Annotated in this window: 18 protein-coding genes and 2 tRNA genes; 7 read left to right on the top strand and 13 right to left on the bottom strand. The window is 69.2% G+C overall.

Translation table 11 applies throughout. The features are described 5' to 3' along the window. Positions 1 to 61: 61 nt before the first annotated feature. A tRNA-Asn gene (locus ASG74_RS00375) sits at positions 62 to 134 on the top strand. A 54-nt stretch (positions 135 to 188) separates the two neighbouring features. Here the strand turns inward: ASG74_RS00375 and ASG74_RS00370 are convergent. The 4 genes from ASG74_RS00370 to ASG74_RS00355 all read right to left on the bottom strand — a co-directional run bounded on the left by ASG74_RS00370 (position 189) and on the right by ASG74_RS00355 (position 3,435). Then, positions 189 to 1,067: an amino acid ABC transporter permease gene (locus ASG74_RS00370; RefSeq protein WP_056137810.1), complete on the bottom strand. Its 879-nt coding sequence runs from the start codon at positions 1,065 to 1,067 to the stop codon at positions 189 to 191. Continuing rightward, positions 1,064 to 1,729 carry an amino acid ABC transporter permease gene (locus ASG74_RS00365; protein ID WP_056137808.1) on the bottom strand — a complete coding sequence of 222 codons (666 nt, stop codon included), beginning with the start codon at positions 1,727 to 1,729 and terminating at the stop codon, positions 1,064 to 1,066. The genes ASG74_RS00370 and ASG74_RS00365 overlap by 4 nt, the downstream gene beginning before the upstream one ends. Positions 1,730 to 1,821: 92 nt before the next feature. After that, positions 1,822 to 2,670, bottom strand: coding sequence for a glutamate ABC transporter substrate-binding protein (locus ASG74_RS00360; protein ID WP_056137806.1), 849 nt, complete (start codon positions 2,668 to 2,670; stop codon positions 1,822 to 1,824). Between the two features lie 24 nt (positions 2,671 to 2,694). Then, positions 2,695 to 3,435, bottom strand: coding sequence for an amino acid ABC transporter ATP-binding protein (locus ASG74_RS00355; protein ID WP_056137805.1), 741 nt, complete (start codon positions 3,433 to 3,435; stop codon positions 2,695 to 2,697). Between the two features lie 138 nt (positions 3,436 to 3,573). On the opposite strand from ASG74_RS00355, the gene ASG74_RS00350 reads away from it, so the two are divergent. Next, positions 3,574 to 3,647: transfer RNA gene (locus ASG74_RS00350), tRNA-Ile, on the top strand. 634 nt (positions 3,648 to 4,281) lie between these two features. Here the strand turns inward: ASG74_RS00350 and ASG74_RS00345 are convergent. Beyond that, positions 4,282 to 5,484, bottom strand: a complete 1,203-nt coding sequence (locus tag ASG74_RS00345) for a WD40/YVTN/BNR-like repeat-containing protein (protein WP_056137802.1) — start codon at positions 5,482 to 5,484, stop codon at positions 4,282 to 4,284. Positions 5,485 to 5,872: 388 nt separating this feature from the next. Between ASG74_RS00345 and ASG74_RS00340 the strand changes: the two genes are divergently transcribed. Then, entirely contained in the window at positions 5,873 to 6,388 is a 516-nt protein-coding gene (locus ASG74_RS00340) for a DUF3145 domain-containing protein (protein WP_056137800.1), read from the top strand. 104 nt (positions 6,389 to 6,492) lie between these two features. On the opposite strand, the gene ASG74_RS00335 is transcribed toward ASG74_RS00340, so the two are convergent. The 8 genes from ASG74_RS00335 to argG form a co-directional block, all read right to left on the bottom strand. After that, positions 6,493 to 7,941, bottom strand: coding sequence for an acyl-CoA carboxylase subunit beta (locus tag ASG74_RS00335; RefSeq protein ID WP_056137798.1), 1,449 nt, complete (start codon positions 7,939 to 7,941; stop codon positions 6,493 to 6,495). Continuing rightward, the gene (gene fabF, locus ASG74_RS00330; protein WP_056137797.1) at positions 7,941 to 9,185 is read right to left on the bottom strand and encodes a beta-ketoacyl-ACP synthase II; all 1,245 of its coding nucleotides are present in this window, start codon (positions 9,183 to 9,185) and stop codon (positions 7,941 to 7,943) included. Before fabF ends, ASG74_RS00335 begins: the two co-directional genes overlap by 1 nt. Before the next feature lie 118 nt (positions 9,186 to 9,303). Further along, entirely contained in the window at positions 9,304 to 9,552 is a 249-nt protein-coding gene (locus ASG74_RS00325; RefSeq protein ID WP_056137795.1) for an acyl carrier protein, read from the bottom strand. Positions 9,553 to 9,648: 96 nt separating this feature from the next. Continuing rightward, positions 9,649 to 10,650, bottom strand: a complete 1,002-nt coding sequence (locus ASG74_RS00320; RefSeq protein ID WP_056137793.1) for a beta-ketoacyl-ACP synthase III — start codon at positions 10,648 to 10,650, stop codon at positions 9,649 to 9,651. 5 nt (positions 10,651 to 10,655) lie between these two features. Continuing rightward, on the bottom strand, positions 10,656 to 11,834 hold the full coding sequence (locus ASG74_RS00315) for an acyltransferase domain-containing protein (protein ID WP_056137791.1): 1,179 nt from the start codon (positions 11,832 to 11,834) through the stop codon (positions 10,656 to 10,658). A gap of 78 nt (positions 11,835 to 11,912) precedes the next feature. Then, positions 11,913 to 13,139 (bottom strand): PucR family transcriptional regulator, encoded by a 1,227-nt coding sequence (locus tag ASG74_RS00310; protein WP_056137789.1) that lies wholly within the window; start codon positions 13,137 to 13,139, stop codon positions 11,913 to 11,915. A 70-nt stretch (positions 13,140 to 13,209) separates the two neighbouring features. After that, entirely contained in the window at positions 13,210 to 13,479 is a 270-nt protein-coding gene (locus ASG74_RS00305) for a hypothetical protein (protein WP_056139493.1), read from the bottom strand. A 68-nt stretch (positions 13,480 to 13,547) separates the two neighbouring features. Further along, a complete protein-coding gene (gene argG, locus ASG74_RS00300; RefSeq protein WP_056137787.1) occupies positions 13,548 to 14,975 on the bottom strand; it encodes an argininosuccinate synthase in 1,428 nt (475 codons plus the stop codon). Positions 14,976 to 15,108: 133 nt separating this feature from the next. On the opposite strand from argG, the gene ASG74_RS00295 reads away from it, so the two are divergent. The 4 genes from ASG74_RS00295 (at position 15,109) to ASG74_RS00280 (ending at position 20,372) form a co-directional block, all read left to right on the top strand. Further along, complete coding sequence (locus tag ASG74_RS00295; protein WP_235498745.1) at positions 15,109 to 16,242, top strand: glycerophosphodiester phosphodiesterase family protein; 1,134 nt, start codon at positions 15,109 to 15,111, stop codon at positions 16,240 to 16,242. Between the two features lie 141 nt (positions 16,243 to 16,383). Continuing rightward, entirely contained in the window at positions 16,384 to 18,480 is a 2,097-nt protein-coding gene (locus ASG74_RS00290) for an MMPL family transporter (RefSeq protein ID WP_056137784.1), read from the top strand. 15 nt (positions 18,481 to 18,495) lie between these two features. Then, positions 18,496 to 19,722 (top strand): sensor histidine kinase, encoded by a 1,227-nt coding sequence (locus ASG74_RS00285; protein ID WP_056137782.1) that lies wholly within the window; start codon positions 18,496 to 18,498, stop codon positions 19,720 to 19,722. After that, complete coding sequence (locus ASG74_RS00280; protein WP_268766020.1) at positions 19,719 to 20,372, top strand: response regulator; 654 nt, start codon at positions 19,719 to 19,721, stop codon at positions 20,370 to 20,372. The genes ASG74_RS00285 and ASG74_RS00280 overlap by 4 nt, the downstream gene beginning before the upstream one ends. Positions 20,373 to 20,419: the final 47 nt, after the last annotated feature.

The raw sequence follows: 20,419 nt of genomic DNA, 5'->3' as shown, positions 1-20,419 counted from the left end.
GCGCCGCCCGCGGCACGTCACGCACCACGATCGACACTGAGGCAGTGTGGGTCGGATGCATTCCCCTGTAGCTCAATTGGCAGAGCAGCCGACTGTTAATCGGCAGGTTGTTGGTTCGAGTCCAACCGGGGGAGCCGACCGACGAAGGGCCCGGATCCTCACGATCCGGGCCCTTCGTCGTCGAGCTGTCAGGTACTCGCACCAGTGTTCGTGGGATCCAGCAGGACCACGTCGTGGAGGACCTTGGTGCGTCCCCGACGGGACAGGCGACGCTCGACGTAGACCGCCAGCAGGGACAGCAGGTAGTTCATCGTGATGAACAGGATGGCCGCCACGATGTAGGCCGGCACGGTATTGGCGAAGGCCGAGCCGGTGGTCTTGGACCAGGTGAGCAGCTCGGTGTAGGTGATGGCCGTGCCGAGGGCCGAGTCCTTGAGGACCGTGACGAACTGCCCGATGAGGGCGGGGAGCATCGCGGTGAGGGCCTGTGGCAGCTGGATCGAGCGGAGCACCTGACCCGGGGTGAGCCCGATGGACAGCCCGGCCTCGCCCTGTCCCTTGGGCAGGGCGAACACTCCCGCGCGGACGAGCTCGGCGATGACGGCACCGTTGTAGAGGGTCAGGGCCGTGACCACCGCGGCGAGCGGGTTGAGGTCGTTGGCGAAGACGCCGTTGCGGGTGTAGACCCCGAACGCGAAGATCATCATGATCAGCACGGGGACCGAACGGAAGAACTCGACGACGACGCTGCTGACCCAGCGCACAGCAGCGATCTGGGACAGCCTGCCGATGCCGAAGACCAGCCCGAAGATGGCGGCGAAGACGATGGAGATGAGGGCTGCCTTGATGGTGCCCCACAGGCCCGGGATGAGGTAGTCCCGCCAGATCGAGCGGTCGGTCACGAACGGCTTCCACATGAAGCCCTGCAGCTGGTTGGCCGTCTGCATCTTGCGGAACACGACGTAGAGCGCCAGGAGTGCCAGCACGACACCTACACCGGTGAGGATCGCGTGACGGCGCCGGGCCTTCGGGCCGGGGGCGTCGAAGAGGGTGGCCTGGGCGCTCATCGCTTCACCGCCAGGCGGCGCGACATCCGCGTGATGAGCAGACCGAGCGGCAGCGTGAGGATGACGAAGCCGATCGCGAAGGTGAGGAACACGCTGAACCCGCTGCCCTCGTTCTCGATGACGACGGACATGAGGTTTGCTGCTTCCCCGGCGCCGATCACGGCCGCCACCGTGCTGTTCTTGATCAGGGCGATGATGGTCGAACCGATCGGGGCGACCGCTCCCCGAAACGCCTGGGGGAGCAGCACGTGCTGCATGCTCTGGCCGAACGTCAGCCCGATGGCTCGCGCAGCCTCCGACTGACCGGCCGGCACCGTGTTCACCCCGGAGCGCAGGGCCTCACAGATGAACGCACCGTGGTAGACGGAGAGCATCACCACGGCCCACCGGAAGACGTTGCTGCTGATGTCGGTGGTGTTGAGCTGGATGCCGAGGATGTAGGACATCCCGAGGATGCTGAACAGCATGAGCAGCGTCAGCGGGGTGTTGCGGAACGTGTTGACGTACCACGTGCCGATCCACTGGAAGACGCGCACCGGCGACAGTCGGAGCACGGCCACGATCGTCCCGAGGATCAACGCACCGATCGTGCCCAGGATCGAGAGCTTGATGGTGCCCCAGAACGCGCCCAGCACGTCGTAGTTGTTCAAGATCTCGCGCATGCACGGACCTTTCGGTTGTGAGGAGACGCAGGTCGGACGAGGTATGCCGCCCGCCCACGAGAGCGGGCGGCATACCTCGTCTCACAGTCGGGTCAGGAGCAGGGGTCCGGCTTCGGCGGGTTCACGCTCGTGTCGACCTTGAACCCGGCCGGGCCGAGGTTGTCGTTGACAGCCTTCTGCCAGTCACCGGAGTCCACCATCTTCTTGAGGGCGGTGTTGATCTTCTCGCAGAGGGCGGTGTCGCCCTTCTTGATGCCGACGCCGTAGCGCTCCTCGGAGAAGGTCTTGCCGACGACCTTGAGCTTGCCCTTGTACTGGTCCTGGGACGCGTAGCCGGCGAGGATCGTGTTGTCCGTCGTCAGGGCGTCGACGCCCTTGGACACCAGCGCTGCCACGCACTCGGAGTAGGTGCCGAACTCCTGCAGCTGCACGCCGGGGTACTTGTCCTTGACCTTCTGCGCGGACGTGGAGCCGGTGACCGAGCACAGCTTCTTGCCGGTCAGCGAGTCCGGGCCGGTGATGCTCGAGTCGTCTGCCCGCACGAGGAGGTCCTGACCGGCGATGAAGTACGGACCGGCGAAGGAGACCTGCTCCTTGCGCTTGTCCGTGATCGAGTATGTCGCGAAGATCATGTCGACCTGGCCGGTGGACAGCAGCGTCTCGCGCTGTGCCGACGGCGACTGGACCCAGGTGATGTCGCTGTCGCCGAGCTCCTTGGCGACGTACTTGGCGACGTCGACGTCGAAGCCCTTGTAGTCGGAGCCGACCTTGAGGCCCAGGCCCGGCTGGTCGAACTTGATGCCGATCTTGACGGACTTGCCGCCGCTGCTGCCGGTGCTGCCGGAGTCAGTGGCTCCGTCCTTGGCGCTGTCACCGCAGGCGGCGAGACCAAGTGTGAGCACAGAGGCGGCGAGAACCGCGCTGAGCTGGCGAACCTTCATGTGTTTCCTCCTGTTGGGCTTGGGTCAGTGGGTGAGGATCTTGCCGAGGAAGTCCTTGGCCCGGTCGCTCGTGGGGTGGGTGAAGAACTCCTCGGGTGTGTTCTGCTCGACGATCTGGCCATCGGCCATGAAGACGACCCGGTTGGCTGCCTTGCGGGCGAAGCCCATCTCGTGGGTGACGACGACCATCGTCATCCCCGACTTGGCGAGCTCGACCATGACGTCGAGGACCTCGTTGATCATCTCGGGGTCCAGCGCGGAGGTCGGCTCGTCGAAGAGCATCACCTTGGGGTCCATCGCGAGGGAGCGGGCGATGGCCACGCGCTGCTGCTGGCCACCGGAGAGCTGAGCCGGGAACTTCTGGGCCTGGTGCGCGACACCGACGCGCTCGAGAAGCTCCATGGCGCGCTTCTCGGCCTCGGCCTTGTTCTGCTTGCGGACCTTGATCGGTCCGAGCGTCACGTTGTCGAGGATCGACTTGTGCGCGAAGAGGTTGAAGGACTGGAAGACCATGCCGACGTCGGCGCGCAGCTCGGCCAGGGCCTTGCCCTCCTCGGGGAGGGTTTTGCCGTCGATGGTGATCGTGCCGGACTCGATGGTCTCGAGGCGGTTGATCGCCCGGCACAGCGTTGACTTGCCCGAGCCGGAGGGGCCGATGACGATGACCACCTCACCCTTGCCGATCTCGAGGTTGATCTCCTGGAGGACATGGAGGTCGCCGTAGTGCTTGTTGACGTCCTTGAGGACGACGAGGGGCTCAGTCATGCACGGAAACCTACCGCCCTGTGGCCCCCGTGACGTCGGACTGGCCCGATGAGTCACCGTTTCGCAACGTCGGTGCCTCGTTCACGGCCTCGGTATGCCGGGCGGTCGCCCGGCGCAGGTAGGCTCGGCTCCGCTTCAGGGGCGGTAGCTCAGTTGGTCAGAGCAGCGGACTCATAATCCGTCGGTCCTGGGTTCAAGCCCCAGCCGCCCCACACATGTTCCAGCAGGTCAGCGACCGAGGCCGGCAGCCACCTTGCCGGACACGACTTGGCCATCTCGGAGTCTGGTGGCGCGACCCCCGTCTACGGGGATGAGGAGACGGGGGCCGCGTCAGGTATGTACCCACCGACAGCCCGGGCATGCGGCTGGGCCCGCCTCGATGCAGCAGTCACTAGCAGGGGGAGCGCAATGTAGTCAGTCGCGATGGCCCAAAGTGACCTTTGACCAGCCGACCGGGGTCATGGACCCTCGACGGCAGGGCCAGCACGTAACGCGCAGGACGTGACGGCTCGGACAGACGCCCCCTCCCGGGAGACACAGGGAGTCTCCGTCTAGGGAGGGGGCGCCGCCGCGAAGCGAGGCAGCAGCTACCTCACTCGCTGCGCGGACCCGTATACACACGCACAGGGCGGGCCCACGCCAATACGGACCCTATCGACCCGACCCCGGGGGAAAGGTGGAAATCCGCGAAGCAGAAGAGCGCCCCGTGGGTTTCCGTCGAGGCTGGCTGAGCGGATCCCAGAAACAGCGTCATGGTGGCGGCGAGAAGGGCATGCTCCACCCGCGGGGCACGACGAAGGCGGGCAGACCCGTGTGGGTCTGCCCGCCTTCAGCATGTGGCAGGGGTCAGCAGCCCTTCCCGGACTTGCCCTTGCACTGCGTGGTCACGGTGGGCGTCGGAGCCGGGGCCGTCGCGGCAGGCACCGCGTTGGTGTTCAGCCCGTCGACCTTGCGGATCGTGGCGTTGAGCCGCTCGCCGAGGTACATCGTGCCGTTGTGCACGCCGATCGACCAGGCGTACTCGGGCACGGTGGTCAGGCCCTTCCAGCTGAGTCCGTCGGCGCTGCGGTACACGCCTCCACGGGACAGGGCGTAGATGTAGCCGTCGCCCGGGATGTCGAAGTCGAGCACGTTCCAGTCGGTCATGGGAAGGACGGTGGTGGACCTCGTCCCGTCGAAGGCGACGATGCCGACACCGAAGCTGGTGCAGAGGATCCGGCCGTTGTAGACCTCGACCGAGCGAGCCTCCACCGTGTTGCAGGGCTTGGCGCCCGAGACGGTCGACCAGGACGTGCCGTTGAAGACGCGCAGCGGCGCTCCCTCGAGGACGTCCTGCGCCTGCATGTACATCTTCCCGTTGAGCGCCGCGGCCCAGTAGTAGCGCTCGCGACCCATCTCGACGCTCGAGGTGTCCTTGGCCACGAGCGACCAGGACGCACCACCGTCGGTGGAGCGGTAGGCAGCGGCGCCGCCCTTGGTTCCCTCGACATTCTTGGCGGAGCCCACCATCCACAGGTCCGAGCCGTTGAGCGTGGCCACGTCATAGACGTGCTCGGCGGGAGCCTTGAACTCGTTGGTCCACGTGCCGCTGGCGTTGGTGGAGAAGCCCTGGTTCGAGGTCGCCGAGCCGGTCGGGTCCGTCCACGGGGCGTAGAGCTTGCCGTTGATCTTGCGGAAGGTCGTGATCTCCTCGGTGGGGGCGGTCAGACCGGAGTCGGCGAACTGGGAGGTGGCCGGGTCGAAGGTGCTCACGGCGGTCGGGCCACCGTTGACGATGTAGTCGCCGTAGCCGACGTAGAACTTGCCGTTGTCCATGGTCAGGCTGCGGATGGTGCGGCCGGACTCGTTGGGCTTGGCCAGCGCCTGCGGGCTCACGCCCACGATCGAGGTCGGGTAGGTCGGTAGAGCCGCCGTGGTCGTGGTCGTGGCGGGCGGCTTGGGCTTCTTGGCCTGTGCGGGGCCGGCGGCCATGCCGACGCAGCCGAGGCTGACAGCGGTGGCCGCGAGGGCGGCGAGCAGGGGACGGGCTGACAGGGGGCGGGTACCCATCGGGGTGCTCCTCGTGTGACGCAGGGCGGGGTTGACCCAGACGGGCCACGCCCAATGGTCAAGGCGGGGGTCAACTTAGGCAACTCGGATCAGCTAAATGACTCAAAATGACTATAGGGTGCGCTCGCGCGTGTTCCAGGAGCCTGAGCCTGCATCGACGGCACATCAGTGCTCATGACGTGCGTGTTCTGCATGGTGGAGATGGTGCCCATGCGGCATGATGAGGCAGACGGTTCTGGAGTTGGCTCCTGAGGCGTGTGAGCGTGAACGACAACGGCACCCAGCGAGGTGCCCACAAAGTGAGCTGACCGGCATACAGATCTGTTGCCCTCCAGGACACGTGCGACGGCGTTGGGGAAGACGTCCCTTGCACGTGAAGGAGGCCAGGATGTCTGTCGCGACGCGACGTGTGTCGACCCGGGGAGTGGTGTTCATCCACTCGGCCCCGGCAGCGCTGTGCCCTCACATCAACTGGGCGCTCGAGTCCGCAACGGGTTCGCGCGTCTCCATCGACTGGACCTCCCAACCCGCCGCTCCCGGCCTCATGCGCGGTGAGTGGTCCTGGATCGGCGAGCAGGGCACCGGTGCGCGCCTGGCCTCGACCCTGCGGGGTTGGCAAGGCCTGCGCTACGAGGTCACCGAGGACCCCAGCGCGGGCTGCGACGGCTCGCGCTGGTCCCACACCCCGAGCCTGGGCATCCACCACTCCACGACCTCCGCCAGCGGCGACGCCGTGGTCAACGAGGAGCGGCTCAAGGAGATCCTGCTCCTCGCTCAGGGGTCCTCCGAGGCGATCGAGGAGATGGTCGAGGAGGTCCTGGGCACCGACTGGGACAACGAGCTCGAACCGTTCCGCTACGCCGGTGACGGCGCTCCCGTGCGCTGGCTGCACCAGGTCGGCTGACCGGCGGCATTCCGACCGGAGGGAACGTTGGGGGTCCGGAGGGAAAGGTCCCATCCGGTCCCTCGACGTTCCCTCATGGGGAGCAAAAGTCGGGGCGCCTGGGGTCAGAGGGGGATGTTGTTGTGGTCGCCGCGGCGCTGGGGTGCCTCGGCGATCGCCCTGGCCAGGGCCGACCGGGTGACCGACGGCTCGACGATCTCGTCGACCACGCCGATCTCGACCGCGCGGGCCAGACCGCCCGACATGAGGTCGTGCTCGTCGGCGAGCTGCTGCTCCACGGCGGCGCGCTCGGCGTCGTCGACCTCGGCGAGACGCCGACGGTGCAGGATGCGGATGGCCGCCACCGAGCCCATGACGGCGACGTGCGCCGTCGGCCAGGCAAAGACGCGCGTGGCACCGAGCGAGCGCGAGTTCATCGCGATGTAGGCCCCGCCATAGGTCTTGCGGGTCACGAGTGTCACGCGCGGCACCGTGGCCTCGGCGAAGGCGTGGAGCAGCTTGGCCCCTCGCCGGACGACACCATCCCACTCCTGGCCGACTCCCGGCAGGTAGCCGGGGACGTCGACGAGGACGATGAGCGGCACGCCGAACGCGTCGCACATGCGCACGAAGCGGGCAGCCTTCTCCGCCGAGGGGGAGTCGAGGCACCCGCCGAGACGCATCGGGTTGTTGGCGACGACACCGACCGTGCGGCCGCCGAAGCGTCCGAGCTGGGTGACGATGTTGGGCGCCCAGCGCGGGTGCAGCTCGATCGAGTCGGCACCCTTGTCGAGCACGTTGTCGACGACCGGGTGCACGTCGTAGGCCCGCTTCGCGGACTCCGGGAAGGTCTCCTCCAGGTCGAAGTCCTCGACCGCAGAGACGTCGAGCGTGCCCTGGTCGGCGAGCAGCGAGCAGAGCTGGCGACCACGCTCGTAGGCCTGCTCGGTCGAGTCGGTGACGATGTGGACGACGCCGCTGCGGCGGCCGTGCGGCTCGGGGCCGCCCAGCCGCAGAGCGTCGACGTTCTCACCGGTGACGGAGCGCACGACGTCGGGGCCGGTGACGAAGATCCGCCCGTCCGGGGCAAGGATCACGATGTCGGTCAGGGCCGGCCCGTAGGCCGCTCCGCCCGCGGCGGCACCGATGACGACGGAGATCTGCGGGATCTTGCCCGACGCGCGGGTCATGATCGCGAACACCTCACCGACGGCGTGCAGGCTGACCACGCCCTCGGGCAGGCGGGCTCCGCCCGAGTGCCAGATCCCGACGACCGGTATGCCGTCCGCCAGCGCACGCTCGTAGGCCGCCACGACGACCTTGCAGCCGGCGACACCCATGGCACCGCCCATGATCGTGGCGTCGGAGCAGAAGGACACGACGGGCACGCCCTGGCAGGTGCCGATGGCGGCCAGCATGCCCGAGTCGTCCTCGGGAGTGATGAGCTCGACGGAGCCCTCGTCGAAGAACGCCTGGAGGCGCAGCCGCGGGTTGCGGGGGTCGGTGGCGCGGTCCGGCTTGGGCTTGGTCGCCGCCGAGGCGGTGGCGGAGGACTCGTTGGGCTGGTGCGCCATCAGATGCTCTTCACGGTGAGGGCGACGTTGTGCCCGCCGAACCCGAACGAGTTGTTGAGGGCTGCGATGTCACCGTCGGGCAGCGTGCGGTGCTCGCCGCGCACGACGTCGAGCGCGATGGCCGGGTCGAGCTCCTCGATGTTGATCGTGGCGGGCGCGATGCGGTGGTGCACCGAGAGGATCGTGAAGAGCGCCTCGAGGGCACCGGCCGCACCGAGCAGGTGGCCGGTCATCGACTTGGTCCCGGTGACGCACATGCCGTCGGTCGCATCCCCGAAGGCCCGCCGGATGGCGTTGGCCTCGGCGACGTCACCGACCGGGGTCGACGTCGCGTGGGCGTTGATGTGCACGATGTCCGCCGGGGTGAGGCCGGCGCGCTTGACGGCCTCGACCATGGCGCGGGAGGCGCCTGCGCCCTCGGGCTCGGGAGCGGTGATGTGGTGGGCGTCCGCTGACATGCCAGCTGCAGAGAGCTCGGCATAGATGCGCGCGCCACGAGCCCTGGCGTGCTCCTCGGACTCCAGGACGATGACGCCCGCGCCCTCGCCCATGACGAAGCCGTCACGGCCCGTGTCGTAGGGGCGCGAGGCACCGGCTGGGTCGTCGTTGCGCTTCGAGAGCGCCTGCATCTGCGCGAAGCCGGCGAAGGGAAGGGGGTGGATGGCGGCCTCGGTGCCACCGGCGATGACGATGTCGGCGCGGCCGAGCCGGATCTGGTCCATGGCCAGGGCCATGGACTCGGCTCCGGAGGCGCAGGCCGACACGGCCGTGTGGGCGCCGGCGCGGGCTCCGAGCGCGAGCGAGACGTTGCCGCTGCTGCTGTTGGGCATGATCATCGGGACGGTCAGCGGGAAGACGCGACGCACGCCCTTCTCGCGCAGGTTGTCCCACTGGTCCAGGAGGGTGTTGACGCCGCCCATCCCGGTGCCGATGGCGACCATGAAGCGGTCGGGGTCGACCTCGGGGGAGCCTGCGTCGGCCCAGGCCTCACGGGAGGCGACCATGGCGTACTGCGCGCTGGGGTCCATCCGGCGGCACTCGACCTTGCTGAGCACCTCTTCGGGAGAGGTGTGGATCGTGGCGGCGAAGGTGACCGGGAGGTCGTACTCCTGCACCCAGTCCTGGGTCAGCGGGCGGGCGCCGGAGGTCCCGGCGAGGATCGCGTCCCACGTCTGCGTGATCGTGCCGCCGAGCGGGGTGGTGGCGCCGAGACCGGTGACGACGACGCGACGTTCGGTGCTCATGTTCGATGACTCCTTGGCGTGGGGGTGGTGTCCGACTTATTGCGCTTTTGTGCATGTCCCGTAGCGGTGTGGCCGCTCATCCGGGTGCACAAAAGCGCAATAAGTCGAAGGGAGGGGGTCAGGCCTGGTTGTTCTTGATGAACGTCACGGCGTCGCCGACGGTGCGCAGGTTCTTGACCTCGTCGTCGGGGATGCGCACGCCGAACTTCTCCTCGGCGTTGACGACAATGGTCATCATCGAGAGGGAGTCGATGTCGAGGTCGTCGGTGAACGCCTTGTCGCTCTGGACGGCCTCGGGGTCGAGTCCGGTCTCCTCGTTGACGATCTCTGCGAGACCCGCGAGGATCTCCTGCTCACTCTGAGCCATGTCCTGCTCCTTCGTGGTTGCGGTCCGCCGGTTGCGGACGCTCATGGGTGGGGCGGGTGATGCGGTGGCCCGTGGTGCCCGCGGGCCTCGGGAGTCCTAGGGAAGGGTGATGACCTGGGCGGCATACGACAGGCCGGCACCGAAGCCGATCTGCAGCGCGAGTCCGCCTCGTGGGGCGAGGCCCTCCCGCAGCATTCGCTCGGTCGCCAGGGGGACCGAAGCCGCCGAGGTGTTGGCCGAGTCGATGATGTCGCGGGCCACCGGAACGTGCTCGGGCATCCTGAGCTGCTTGCACAGGGCGTCGATGATGCGGACGTTGGCCTGGTGGGGGATGAAAGCGTCGAGCTGGTCCACGCTCACTCCCGCGACGTCGAGGGCCCGCTGCGCCACCGGAGCCATGCTCCAGACCGCCCAGCGGAAGACGCGCTGGCCCTGCATGCCGATGGTGGGCCAGTCGAGCTTCTGCTCGTGGACGTCGATCCAGCTCTCGTTCTGGGCGATGACGTCCCACTTGTCACCCTCGGAGCCCCAGACCGTGGGCCCGATGCCGGGCTCCTCGGCGGCGGACACGATCGCGGTGCCCGCGCCGTCACCGAAGATGAAGGCCGTCCCGCGGTCGGTCCGGCTCGTGAAGTCCGAGAGCCGTTCGACGCCGATGACGGCGACGTTGCGGGCGCTGCCACCGCGGACCATGTCGTTGGCCAGGCTGATGCCGTGACAGTAGCCGGCGCACGCTGCCGAGATGTCGAAGGCAACCGGCTTGTCCATCCCCATCCGGTCCGCGAGCGCCGGTGCGGCGGCGGGCGTCTGGTAGGGGTGCGAGACCGTGGCGAGGACGACCGCGTCGACCTCACCCGCCTCCAGGCCCGCCATCTCGAGGGCGTCGCGAGTGGCGAACTCGGACATGTCGATGACGCTCTCGCCCTCACCGGCGAAGTGGCGGGTCTTGATGCCGGACCGCTCCTGGATCCACTCGTCGGACGAGTCGATCGCCTCGACGAGCTCGGAGTTGGGCACGACGCGTCGGGGACGGTAGGCACCGATGCCGGTGATGCGCGCGTGGGCCGCGCCGGTCCTGGTGCTGATGACGCCGGGCATGCGGCTCAGCCTTCCTGGGGGTGGAGACGGACGATGGGCTGGCCGGGAGAGACAGGGTCGCCGTCCTCGACGAGCCACTCCACGATGCGGCCACCGTGGGGGGCGACGACGTCGTAGCTGTCACGCAGGGTGCCGACGGTCGCGATGACGCTGCCGGTCTCGACCTGCGCGCCGACCTCGGTCGCGGTGAACGAGACCATGCCCTTGGCGGGGCTGATGACCAGCCGCCACGTCGGGTCCTGGGCGACGCCGCCCGAGACCGCGTGCTCCTTGACCATGCGGTGGGCCTGCTCGAGGTCGTCCGGCGACTTCAGCGCCAGGATCTCGACACCCTTGAGGGCGCGCTTGGCGAGCCCGGTCAGGGCGCCGGCCGGCGGGACCTCGATGATGCCCGTGACGCCGAGCTCGGTGAACGTCTGCATGGTGAGGTCCCAGCGGACCGGGTTGCTCACCTGGCTGACGAGCCGGCGCAGCACCTCGCGCCCACTGTGGACGACGGCGCCGTCACGGTTGGACACCAAGGGGACCCGTGCGTCGTGCGTCGACATGGCCTTGGCGTAGCGGTCCAGGAGATCGACCGCCGGAGCCATGTGCTCGGTGTGGAAGGCGCCGGCCACCTTGAGCGGGATGACCCGCGCCTTGGCGGGGGGCTCAGCAGCCAGGGCGGCGAGCTGGTCCATCGTCCCGGCCGCGACGACCTGGCCGGCACCGTTGATGTTGGCGGGGGTGAGCCCGTGGCGCTCGATGGTCGCGATGACCTCGTCGGGGTCACCGCCCATGACCGCGCTCATGCCCGTGGGCTGCACCGCGCTGGCCTCGGCCATCGCCCGGCCGCGCTCGCGGACGAAGACCATGGCCTGCTCTGCCGAGATGACACCGCCGGCGGCGGCAGCGGTGATCTCGCCGACGGAGTGGCCCGCTCCTGCTCCGACGAGACGGAAACCGTCGGCCGGGTGCTCGAAGAGCGCCAGCAGCGAGACGAGGCCCGAGGCGACGATGAGGGGCTGGGCGATGGCCGTGTCCTTGATGGTCTCCTCGTCGGACTCGGTCCCGTGTCTGACGAGGTCCATGCCCGCGACGGCGGACAACCAGCCCATCCGCTCTCGCAGGCCCGGGATGTCGAGCCAGGGGGTGAGGAAGCCGGGCGTCTGGGAGCCCTGTCCAGGGCACACGATGACAAGCACCTCTTCAGAGTGGCTGTGAACGGCTGCCGGGGGCCCGATGGACGGAGACGATTTCCGGGGCCGAGATCTGTAGGGTTCCTACAATTCGTGCGGGCCGGGCTCCAGCGGCGGCTCGGGGAGTCGCGTCATCCGGAACGACGGCTCCGGGGCTACTCGTCCGTAGGCCAGCGCGAGCCGCACGGTCTGCGCATCGTGCGGGTCGGTGAGGTCGTAGCCGATGGACTCGGCGATCTTGCCCAGTCGGTACCTCACCGTGTTGGTGTGGACGAACAGCGCCCGGGCCGTGCCCTCCAGCCCCAGGCCGCCGTCGAGATAGGCCGCAGCGGTCTCGAGGAGGTTGCGCCCGCTGCTGGCGGACAACGGCGCATAGACGGTCGAGACGAGGGCCGCGCGAGCCGGCAGGTCACCGAGCAGGGCCCGTTCGGCGAGCAGGTCGTCACTGCGGACCGGCCGAGGAGCGGCGGGCCAGGCGAAGGCCGCCGTATGGCCCGAGAGCGCGGCACGCGCGCTGCGCCCCGCGGCATACAGGTGCGGGACGACGGGACCCACCACGATCGGGCCGTCCCCGAAGTGTTCGCCGAGGTGCGACGCCGTCCGCAGGGCGTCGGTGACCCGGCCCACGATGCTCACCACGCGACGGCCGTGGATCGCGACGAGCACCTCCACGCCGTGGCGTTTGGCGCTGCGGTGCAGCTCGTCGACGACGTGTGAGGCTCCGGCCTCGGGGGTGGACCCCACGATGACGCAGACGTTGGTGGTGGTGCCCCATCCGAGGGCCGACGCGCGTGACTGCATGGAGTCGTCGGCCTCCCCGCGGATGACCGCGTCGACGACGAGGGCCTCGAGCCGGGCATCCCAGGCGCCGCGCGCCTCGGCGGCGTGGGCATAGACCTCGGCGACCGAGAACGCGATCTCGCGGCTGTAGCGCAGGACCGCCTCGCGCACCTTGGTCTCGTCGCCGCGCGCCGCCAGCCCGCTCGACTCGCGTTCGACCACGTCGACGACGGTGCGCATGAGGTCCAGGGTCTGCCCGAGGCTGATCGACCGGGTCAGCTCGCGCGGCGCCGTGCCGAAGACGTCAGCGGTGATGTGGGCCTTGTCCTGGCTGCCGGTGAACCACTCGATGAACGACCTGATGCCGGCCTGGGCGATGAGCCCGACCCAGGAGCGTTCCTCCGGTGGCAGGTTGCGGTACCACTCGTGGTCGCTCTCCATCTGCTGCACCGCCGCCGCGCCGAGGTCGCCTGCGGTGCGCTCGACCCGGCGTCGTGTCGCTGCCGAGGGACGCGTTCGCGAGGTGGCCACCTGCGGAGTCTATTTGTATGCCGTGCACAACGATGGCCTACAGGTTGCCCGTTCGGAGCGGGGTGGCTCCTCAGGCCTGCCAGCCGAGCGCCTGCTCACCCAGGGTCAGCGCCAGCCACCACACGGCCGCCGCGACGAACGGCATGGCGAGGACCACCCAGGGGCGCCGGGTGAACCACCGGATCGCGAGGATGAACAACAGCAGCCAAAAGGCCATGAGCACGACGATGGCCCACAGGGGGGCGGCCAGACCGGAGGAGACGTAGAACGGCAGGACCGCGACGAGCCCCAGGACGCCGACGATCGCTACCGCACGTTGGAGGAGGCGCTGTCCGCTCATGGCGACAGCATGCCCTGTGTGCCCCAGCGCGAGCCAGAGGTCGCGCTGAGGCACACGAGGCATGGTTCTCAGTCGGTGCCGAACTCCATGGCCGCCGCGTCGAGCGCGTTGTCGTCGGGACCTGCCGGCTGCGGGTTGTCGGTGATGCGGTCGTAGCCGCCCGCGGGCAGCTCGCCGAACAGGGTGCCGTTCTCGACGAGCAGCTGTCCCTGGTCCACGGGCTGGTTCGCATAGAGCTCGAGCTTGGACCGGGAGTCGGCGATGTCGAGGTTGCGCATGGTCAGCTGGCCGATCCGGTCCAGTGGCCCGAAGGCCGCGTTCTCCACCCGCTCCATCGACAGCTTGTCGGGGTGGTAGCTGAAGTTCTCGCCCCGGGTGTCGAGAATCGAGTAGTCGTCGCCGCGCCGCAGGCGCACAGTCACCTCACCGGTGACGACGGAGGCGATCCAGCGCTGGATGGCCTCGCGCAGCATGAGGCTCTGGGGGTCCAGCCAGCGACCCTCGTAGAGGAGGCGGCCGAGCTTGCGGCCCTCGTTGTGGTAGTTCGCGATCGTGTCCTCGTTGTGCACCGCGTTGAGGAGCCGCTCGTAGGCGATGTGGAGCAGCGCCATGGCCGGGGCCTCGTAGATGCCGCGCGACTTGGCCTCGATGATGCGGTTCTCGATCTGGTCCGACATGCCCAGGCCGTGGCGGCCACCGATCGTGTTGGCGAGGTCGACCAGGGCGACCGGGTCGAGGTCCTGGCCGTTGATCGCGACCGGGCGTCCCTGCACGAAGCGGACGGTGACGTCCTCCTGCTCGATGAGGACAGACTGGTCCCAGTGCTTGACGCCCATGATCGGCTCGACGACCTCCATGGACTCGTCGAGGTGCTCGAGGGTCTTGGCCTCGTGGGTGGCGCCCCAGATGTTGGCATCGGTCGAGTAGGCCTTCTCGGCGCTCGCCCGGTAGGGGAGCTCGCGTGCCGTGAGCCACTCGCTCATCTCGTGCCGGCCGCCGAGCTCGGTGACGAAGTCGGCGTCGAGCCACGGCTTGTAGATGCGGAGGTCGGGGTTCGCGAGAAGACCGTAGCGGTAGAACCGCTCGATGTCGTTGCCCTTGAACGTCGAGCCGTCGCCCCAGATCGAGACGTTGTCGGCCTGCATCGCCCTCACGAGAAGCGTGCCGGTGACCGCGCGGCCCAGGGGAGTCGTGTTGAAGTAGGTCTTGCCGCCGCTGCGGATGTGGAAGGCGCCGCAGGCGATGGCGGACAGGCCTTCCTCGACGAGAGCGCTGCGGCAGTCGACGAGACGGGCGATCTCGGCGCCGTACTCACCGGCGCGCTCGGGCACCGTGTCGATCTCGGGCTCGTCGTACTGGCCCAGGTCCGCGGTGTAGGTGCAGGGGACTGCACCCTTCTCGCGCATCCAGGCGACGGCGACGGAGGTGTCGAGACCTCCGGAGAAGGCGATGCCGACGCGCTCGCCGACGGGCAGGGAAGTGAGTACCTTGGACACGTTGCAAGACTATACAGCCGAACGCATAACCACAAATACAGGGTATGCCGTCCGGCTCGCCGGTCGAGACACGCCTGCACCCGTCGCGCACCGGATCCGGAGCTGACGCGCAGACAGCCCTAGGTTGGGTCTCGTGAAGCGAGCTCTGATCTCCCTGTCCGTGGCTGCGGGGCTCGCCCTGTCCTCGCCCGTGCTGGTGTCGTGCTCGACGGCCACTCAGACCCCACCGAAGGTCACCGGTGAACACGCGATCGTCAGCGAGCCCGTCGTGTACTCGCACCGCGGCGCGTCGGGCTACCGTCCGGAACACACGCTCGCGGCATACCGGCTCGCCGTCCAGGAGGGGGCCGACTACATCGAGCCGGATCTCGTCATGACGCGCGACGGCATACTCGTCGACCGTCACGAACCCGAGATCGGTGGAACGACCGACGTGGCCAGCCATCCGGAGTTCGCGGGGCGCAGGACCACGAGGAAGCTCGACGGCAAGCCGGTGACGGGGTGGTGGGTGCAGGACTTCACTCTGGCCGAGCTCAAGACGTTGCGGGCCCGTGAGCGCCTCCCACAGCTGCGCCCCGAGAGCGCGGGCTACGACGGCAGGTTCGAGGTGCCGACCCTCGAGGAGGTGCTGGACCTGCGCGAGCAGCTCAGTGAGCAGACGGGTCGCACGGTGGGGGTCATCCCCGAGATCAAGCACTCGACCGCGCTGCACGCCGCCGGCTTCGACCCCGAGAAGGCGCTCATGCAGGCGCTCACCGCGCACGGTCTCAACCGCCCGGACGCCCCGTTGTGGGTGCAGAGCTTCGAGCTCGCCCCGCTCGTCCGGCTCGACAACGAGCTGGGCTACCGGGCCAAGCTCATCCTGCTCGTCAACGAGACCGGGAGCCCCTACGACCTTGCGGTCAAGGGGGATCCACGGACCTACACCGACCTCCTCCGACCGGCCAGCCTCAAGGACCTCGCGGGCGACATCGACGGTCTCGGCGTCGACAAGCGCCGAGTCATCCCGATCGCCGGCGACGGCACCCTGGGTTCCCCGACCTCACTCGTCGCGGACGCGCACCGGGCCGGACTCGAGGTCGTGGTGTGGACCTTCCGCGCCGAGAACTCCTTCCTGCCCGTGGACTACCGGACCGGGTCCGACCCCGCGGCGCACGGCCGCCTGGGCGACGAGGTGGGCCGCTTCCTCGACACGGGTGTCGACGGCGTCTTCTGCGACCAGCCCGACATCTGCGTCGCCGCCCGCAAGGCCTTCCTCACCCATTGATCTTTCTCCAACTTATTGCCCGTTCGGCCAGTGAGGAGGGCACCGACGAACTGGCCGAACGGGCAATAAGTCGCGACCATCGGCCGAAAGGTTGATGTCCGGCGGAGGCGGCGACAGGGCTCGAATTCCTACCGTCGAGACATGCCCCTTCGCAACGCTCTCAATGCCCTCACCGCTCGTCGCGGAGCCTGGGCCGCCCTGCTGCTCGGCCTCGTCCTCAGCCTCGGCGTCATCGGCGGCCTGCGCGGGGTCGACGCCCCACCACGTGCTGCGGCCGCCCCCACGAGCTCGGAGTCGGCGCGCGTCGCCGACTTCGTCTCCCAGTTCCCCGACGCCGACGTGCAGAGCGTCCTGCTCGTGGCCACACGGTCCGATGGAGCTCGCCTGACGTCCGCCGACACGTCGGCCCTGACCGCTCTCGGCACGACCCTGCCTGCGGTGCCGACCCACCCCGCGAGCCCCACGATCACGTCGGAGGACGGGCTGGCAGCGATCCTCCAGGTGCCGATCACGACCTCCCCGGACAACGCAGAGAACGCCGACACCATCACTCACCTGCGCGACCTCGTGCAGGCCAATGCGCCCAGCGGCCTCACCGTCCTCGTCACCGGCGGGCCGGCCTTCGGCGCGGACATCGCCCAAGCCTTTGACGGCGCCGACATCACGCTCCTCCTCGTCACGATCGGCGTCGTCGCACTCCTGCTGCTGCTGACCTACCGCTCGCCCATCCTGTGGCTCATCCCGGTGGTCGTCGTCGGGCTCGCCGACCAGGTGGCTTCCGTCCTGACGAAGGCCCTCGGCTCTGCGCTCGGCCTCTCCTTCGACGCCGGAGTCGTCAGCGTTCTCGTCTTCGGCGCCGGGACCAACTACGCCATGCTCCTCATCTCGCGCTACCGCGAGGAGCTGCGTCACGACCAGAACCACCGAGCCGCTCTCGTCAGCGCCTGGCGCGCGACCGCGCCGGCGATCCTGGCGAGCAATGCCACCGTCGTCGTGGCTCTGGCCACCCTGGCCCTCGCTGTCGTCCCCGGCACGCGCGGACTCGGTGTGGCCGCGGCGCTCGGGCTCGTCGTCGCACTGGCCGGCGTGCTCACGCTGCTGCCCGCGGCGCTGGCCATCGTGGGTCGCCAGGTGTTCTGGCCCGTGGTTCCCGTGGTCGACCGGGTCGACGAGCACGCCACCTCCGGGTGGGGTGCCGTCGCCACGTCGGTGATGCGCCGCCCCGCTCTCGTCGTGGGCGCCGGTGTGCTCGCGCTCGGTGTCTTCGCCACGGGCCTGACCGGCACGAAGGTGGGACTTGCGCAGGGCGACCAGTTCCGTGTGGCCTCGCCGTCGGCGAGGGGTCTCGACGTCCTGAGCGAGCACTTCCCGGCCGGAGCAGCACAGGCGCTCACCGTGATGACGCGCGCCAACCACGTCGAGGACGTGACGGCCGCCGTGACCTCCGTGGAGGGCGTCACCTCGGTGCGTCCGCTCCCGGGGACGACTGGCGGCGCCTCGCCACTGGTCCGGCTCTCGGTCATCACAGCGGCGGAGCCGGGCACGGCGGCGGCGCGCGAGACCGTGACGGCCGTGCGCCTCGCCGCGCACTCGGTCCCTGATGCTGGGGCCCTCGTGGGCGGTCAGCAGGCCACCGACGTCGACGCACGCACCGGCAACCTGCGCGACCTCACGCTCATCGTGCCTCTCGTGCTTCTCGTCAACGCCCTCGTCCTGCTGGCACTCACCCGCTCGCTGGTCGCCCCGCTGGTCCTCCTGGGCGTGAACATCCTCAGTGCCGTCGCCACGATCGGCGCAGGGTCGTGGATCGGACGCCAGCTGCTCGACTGGCCGGCTCTCGACCTCCAGGTCCCGTTGCTGTCGTTCCTGTTCCTCGTCGCCCTCGGCATCGACTACACGATCTTCCTCGTGCATCGCGCCCGCTCCGAGGCAGCCCACCACGGCACCCGCCCGGGCATGGTGCGCGCGGTGGCCGGCACCGGTGCCGTGATCACGAGTGCGGGCATCGTCCTGGCCGCCGTCTTTGCCGCCCTCGGAGTCCTGCCGCTCGTGGCGTTGGGTCAGCTCGGGTTGATCGTCGGGATCGGTGTCCTCATCGACACCTTCTTGGTCCGCACCGTCCTCGTGCCGGGACTCTTCGGGCTGCTCGGGGACCGGGTCTGGTCACCCGGCTCCGCACCTGCAGCACAGGCGGCAGCCCCGGCCGGCACACCTCGCGTCCCCACCCTCGTGGGCTGAAGTAGCGTCCCGGACATGCACCGCGTCATGCGCTCGTTGACGGTGGTCCAGCACGTCCTCTTCGGTGTGCTGGCCTCCGTCTGCGTGGCACGTTCGTGGTCGACCGGCGCACCACGCCTTCCGCTCATCGTCGCCACCACCGTCCTTCTTGCCTGGTATGCCGTGGGCCTGCGGTGGGCTGGCCGCGCACCGGATCCGTCCTCCGGCCCCGCCGGCGTGGTGCCGGTCAGCACGGCGGGCCGGTGGTGGCTGCTCGGGCTCGTGGTCTGCTGGTTCGCCCTCGTCCTGGTCTCCACCGAGAACGTCTGGCTCGCCTTCAGCCTGTGGCTGCTCATCCCGCACTTCTTCGCCGTCCGCCGGGCAGCCGCCCTCAGCGTCGTCGTCCTGGCCGTGGTCATCTGGCGCCCGTGGTTCGCGACGGGAGAGCTGACCGTGGCGGAGGTGCTCGGTCCGGCCATCGGCGCACTGTTCGCCTTCGCCCTCTCGAGGGGCCAACACCAGCTGGTCCGCGATGCGGTGGAGCGCCAGCGCCTCGTCGAATCGCTCGTGAGGACCCAGGACGAGATGGCGACGTTGCACGACGAGCTCGCGTCGGCGCAACGCGAGGCCGGGGTCCTCCAGGAGCGGGGGCGCCTGTCCCGGGACATCCACGACACCCTTGCCCAGGGGTTCTCGTCGATCGTGCTGCTGGCTCGAGGCCGAGCGGTCCTCAGCGAGGACGGGGCTCTGGCCGACCTGCTCGCGCAGGTCGAGGCAACCGCCAGCGCCAACCTCGCGGAGGCTCGCGGTGTCGTCGGCGCCCTGGCCCCGTCGTCGCTGACGGACAACGGGCTGGTGCAGGCCCTCGAGCGCATCCTGGGCACCCTGGATCAGGAGACGGGCGTCCGCACCGAGCTACGGGTCGAGGGTGAGGCACTTCATTTGCCGACGGCTCTCGAGGTCGCGCTGCTGCGGACCGCGCAGGGAGCACTGGCCAACGTACGCGCCCACTCGGAGGCGAGCAGAGTGGTCGTGACCCTCTCGCGCCTCGACGACCGGGTCCTGCTGGAGGTGGTGGACGACGGCCGTGGTTTCGACCCCGGAGCGCTGACCGAGAGACCGGGCGGGTACAGCCATGGTGGCTACGGCCTGCCGTCGAGCAAGGCGCGGCTGCGCGAGCTCGGGGGAGACCTCGCCGTCGAGTCGGCGCCGGGCGAGGGCACGGCACTGTCTGCCCATCTCCCCTTGGGAGGTCGCCAGTGACCTCGGGCTCCGATCCCCACCCGGACGTCGCCATCCGGGTGCTCATCGTCGACGACCACCCCGTCGTCCGTTCGGGCATGCGCACCCTGCTCAGCGCCTCACCCTGCATCGAGGTGGTGGGGGAGGCGGGCACGGGGGAGGAGGCCGTGGAGCTCGCGCGGTCCACGGCTCCCGATGTCGTGCTCAGCGACCTGCGCCTGGGCGCGGGACTCGACGGTGTCGCGGTCACCAGGGCGGTGCGGGCCTCGCAGCCCGAGGTCGCGGTGCTCATCATCACCACCTTCGACCACGACGTCGACATCGTGCGGGCCGTCGAGGCCGGCGCGGCGGGCTACCTGCTCAAGGACGCGCTGCCCGAGGAGATCGTCGCGGCGATCCGAGCCGCCGCGGTCGGTGAGACCGTGCTGTCACCCCAGCTGACACAGCGCGTCGTCCAGACCATGCGTGCGGGCAAGCGCCCGTTGAGCGAGCGCGAGATGGAGGTCCTCACCCTGGTCGCCGACGGCCTCTCGAACGACGAGATCGCCAAGGAGCTCTTCATCAGCCGGGCCACGGTGAAGACCCACCTCGGACACCTCTTCGGCAAGCTCGGCGCCGACTCGCGCACCGGTGCTGTGGCGGCGGCACGAAGACTGGGCCTGCTGGACTGAGGCGAGCGGACGGCATACGCCAACGCCGTCTCACCGCAGACTGATTG

Origin of the sequence: Knoellia sp. Soil729 (genome assembly GCF_001427985.1) — a bacterium.
Taxonomy (GTDB): domain Bacteria; phylum Actinomycetota; class Actinomycetes; order Actinomycetales; family Dermatophilaceae; genus Knoellia.
The sequence above is the reverse complement of the archived record's forward strand: the minus strand, read 5'-3'. Positions and strand labels throughout refer to the sequence as shown.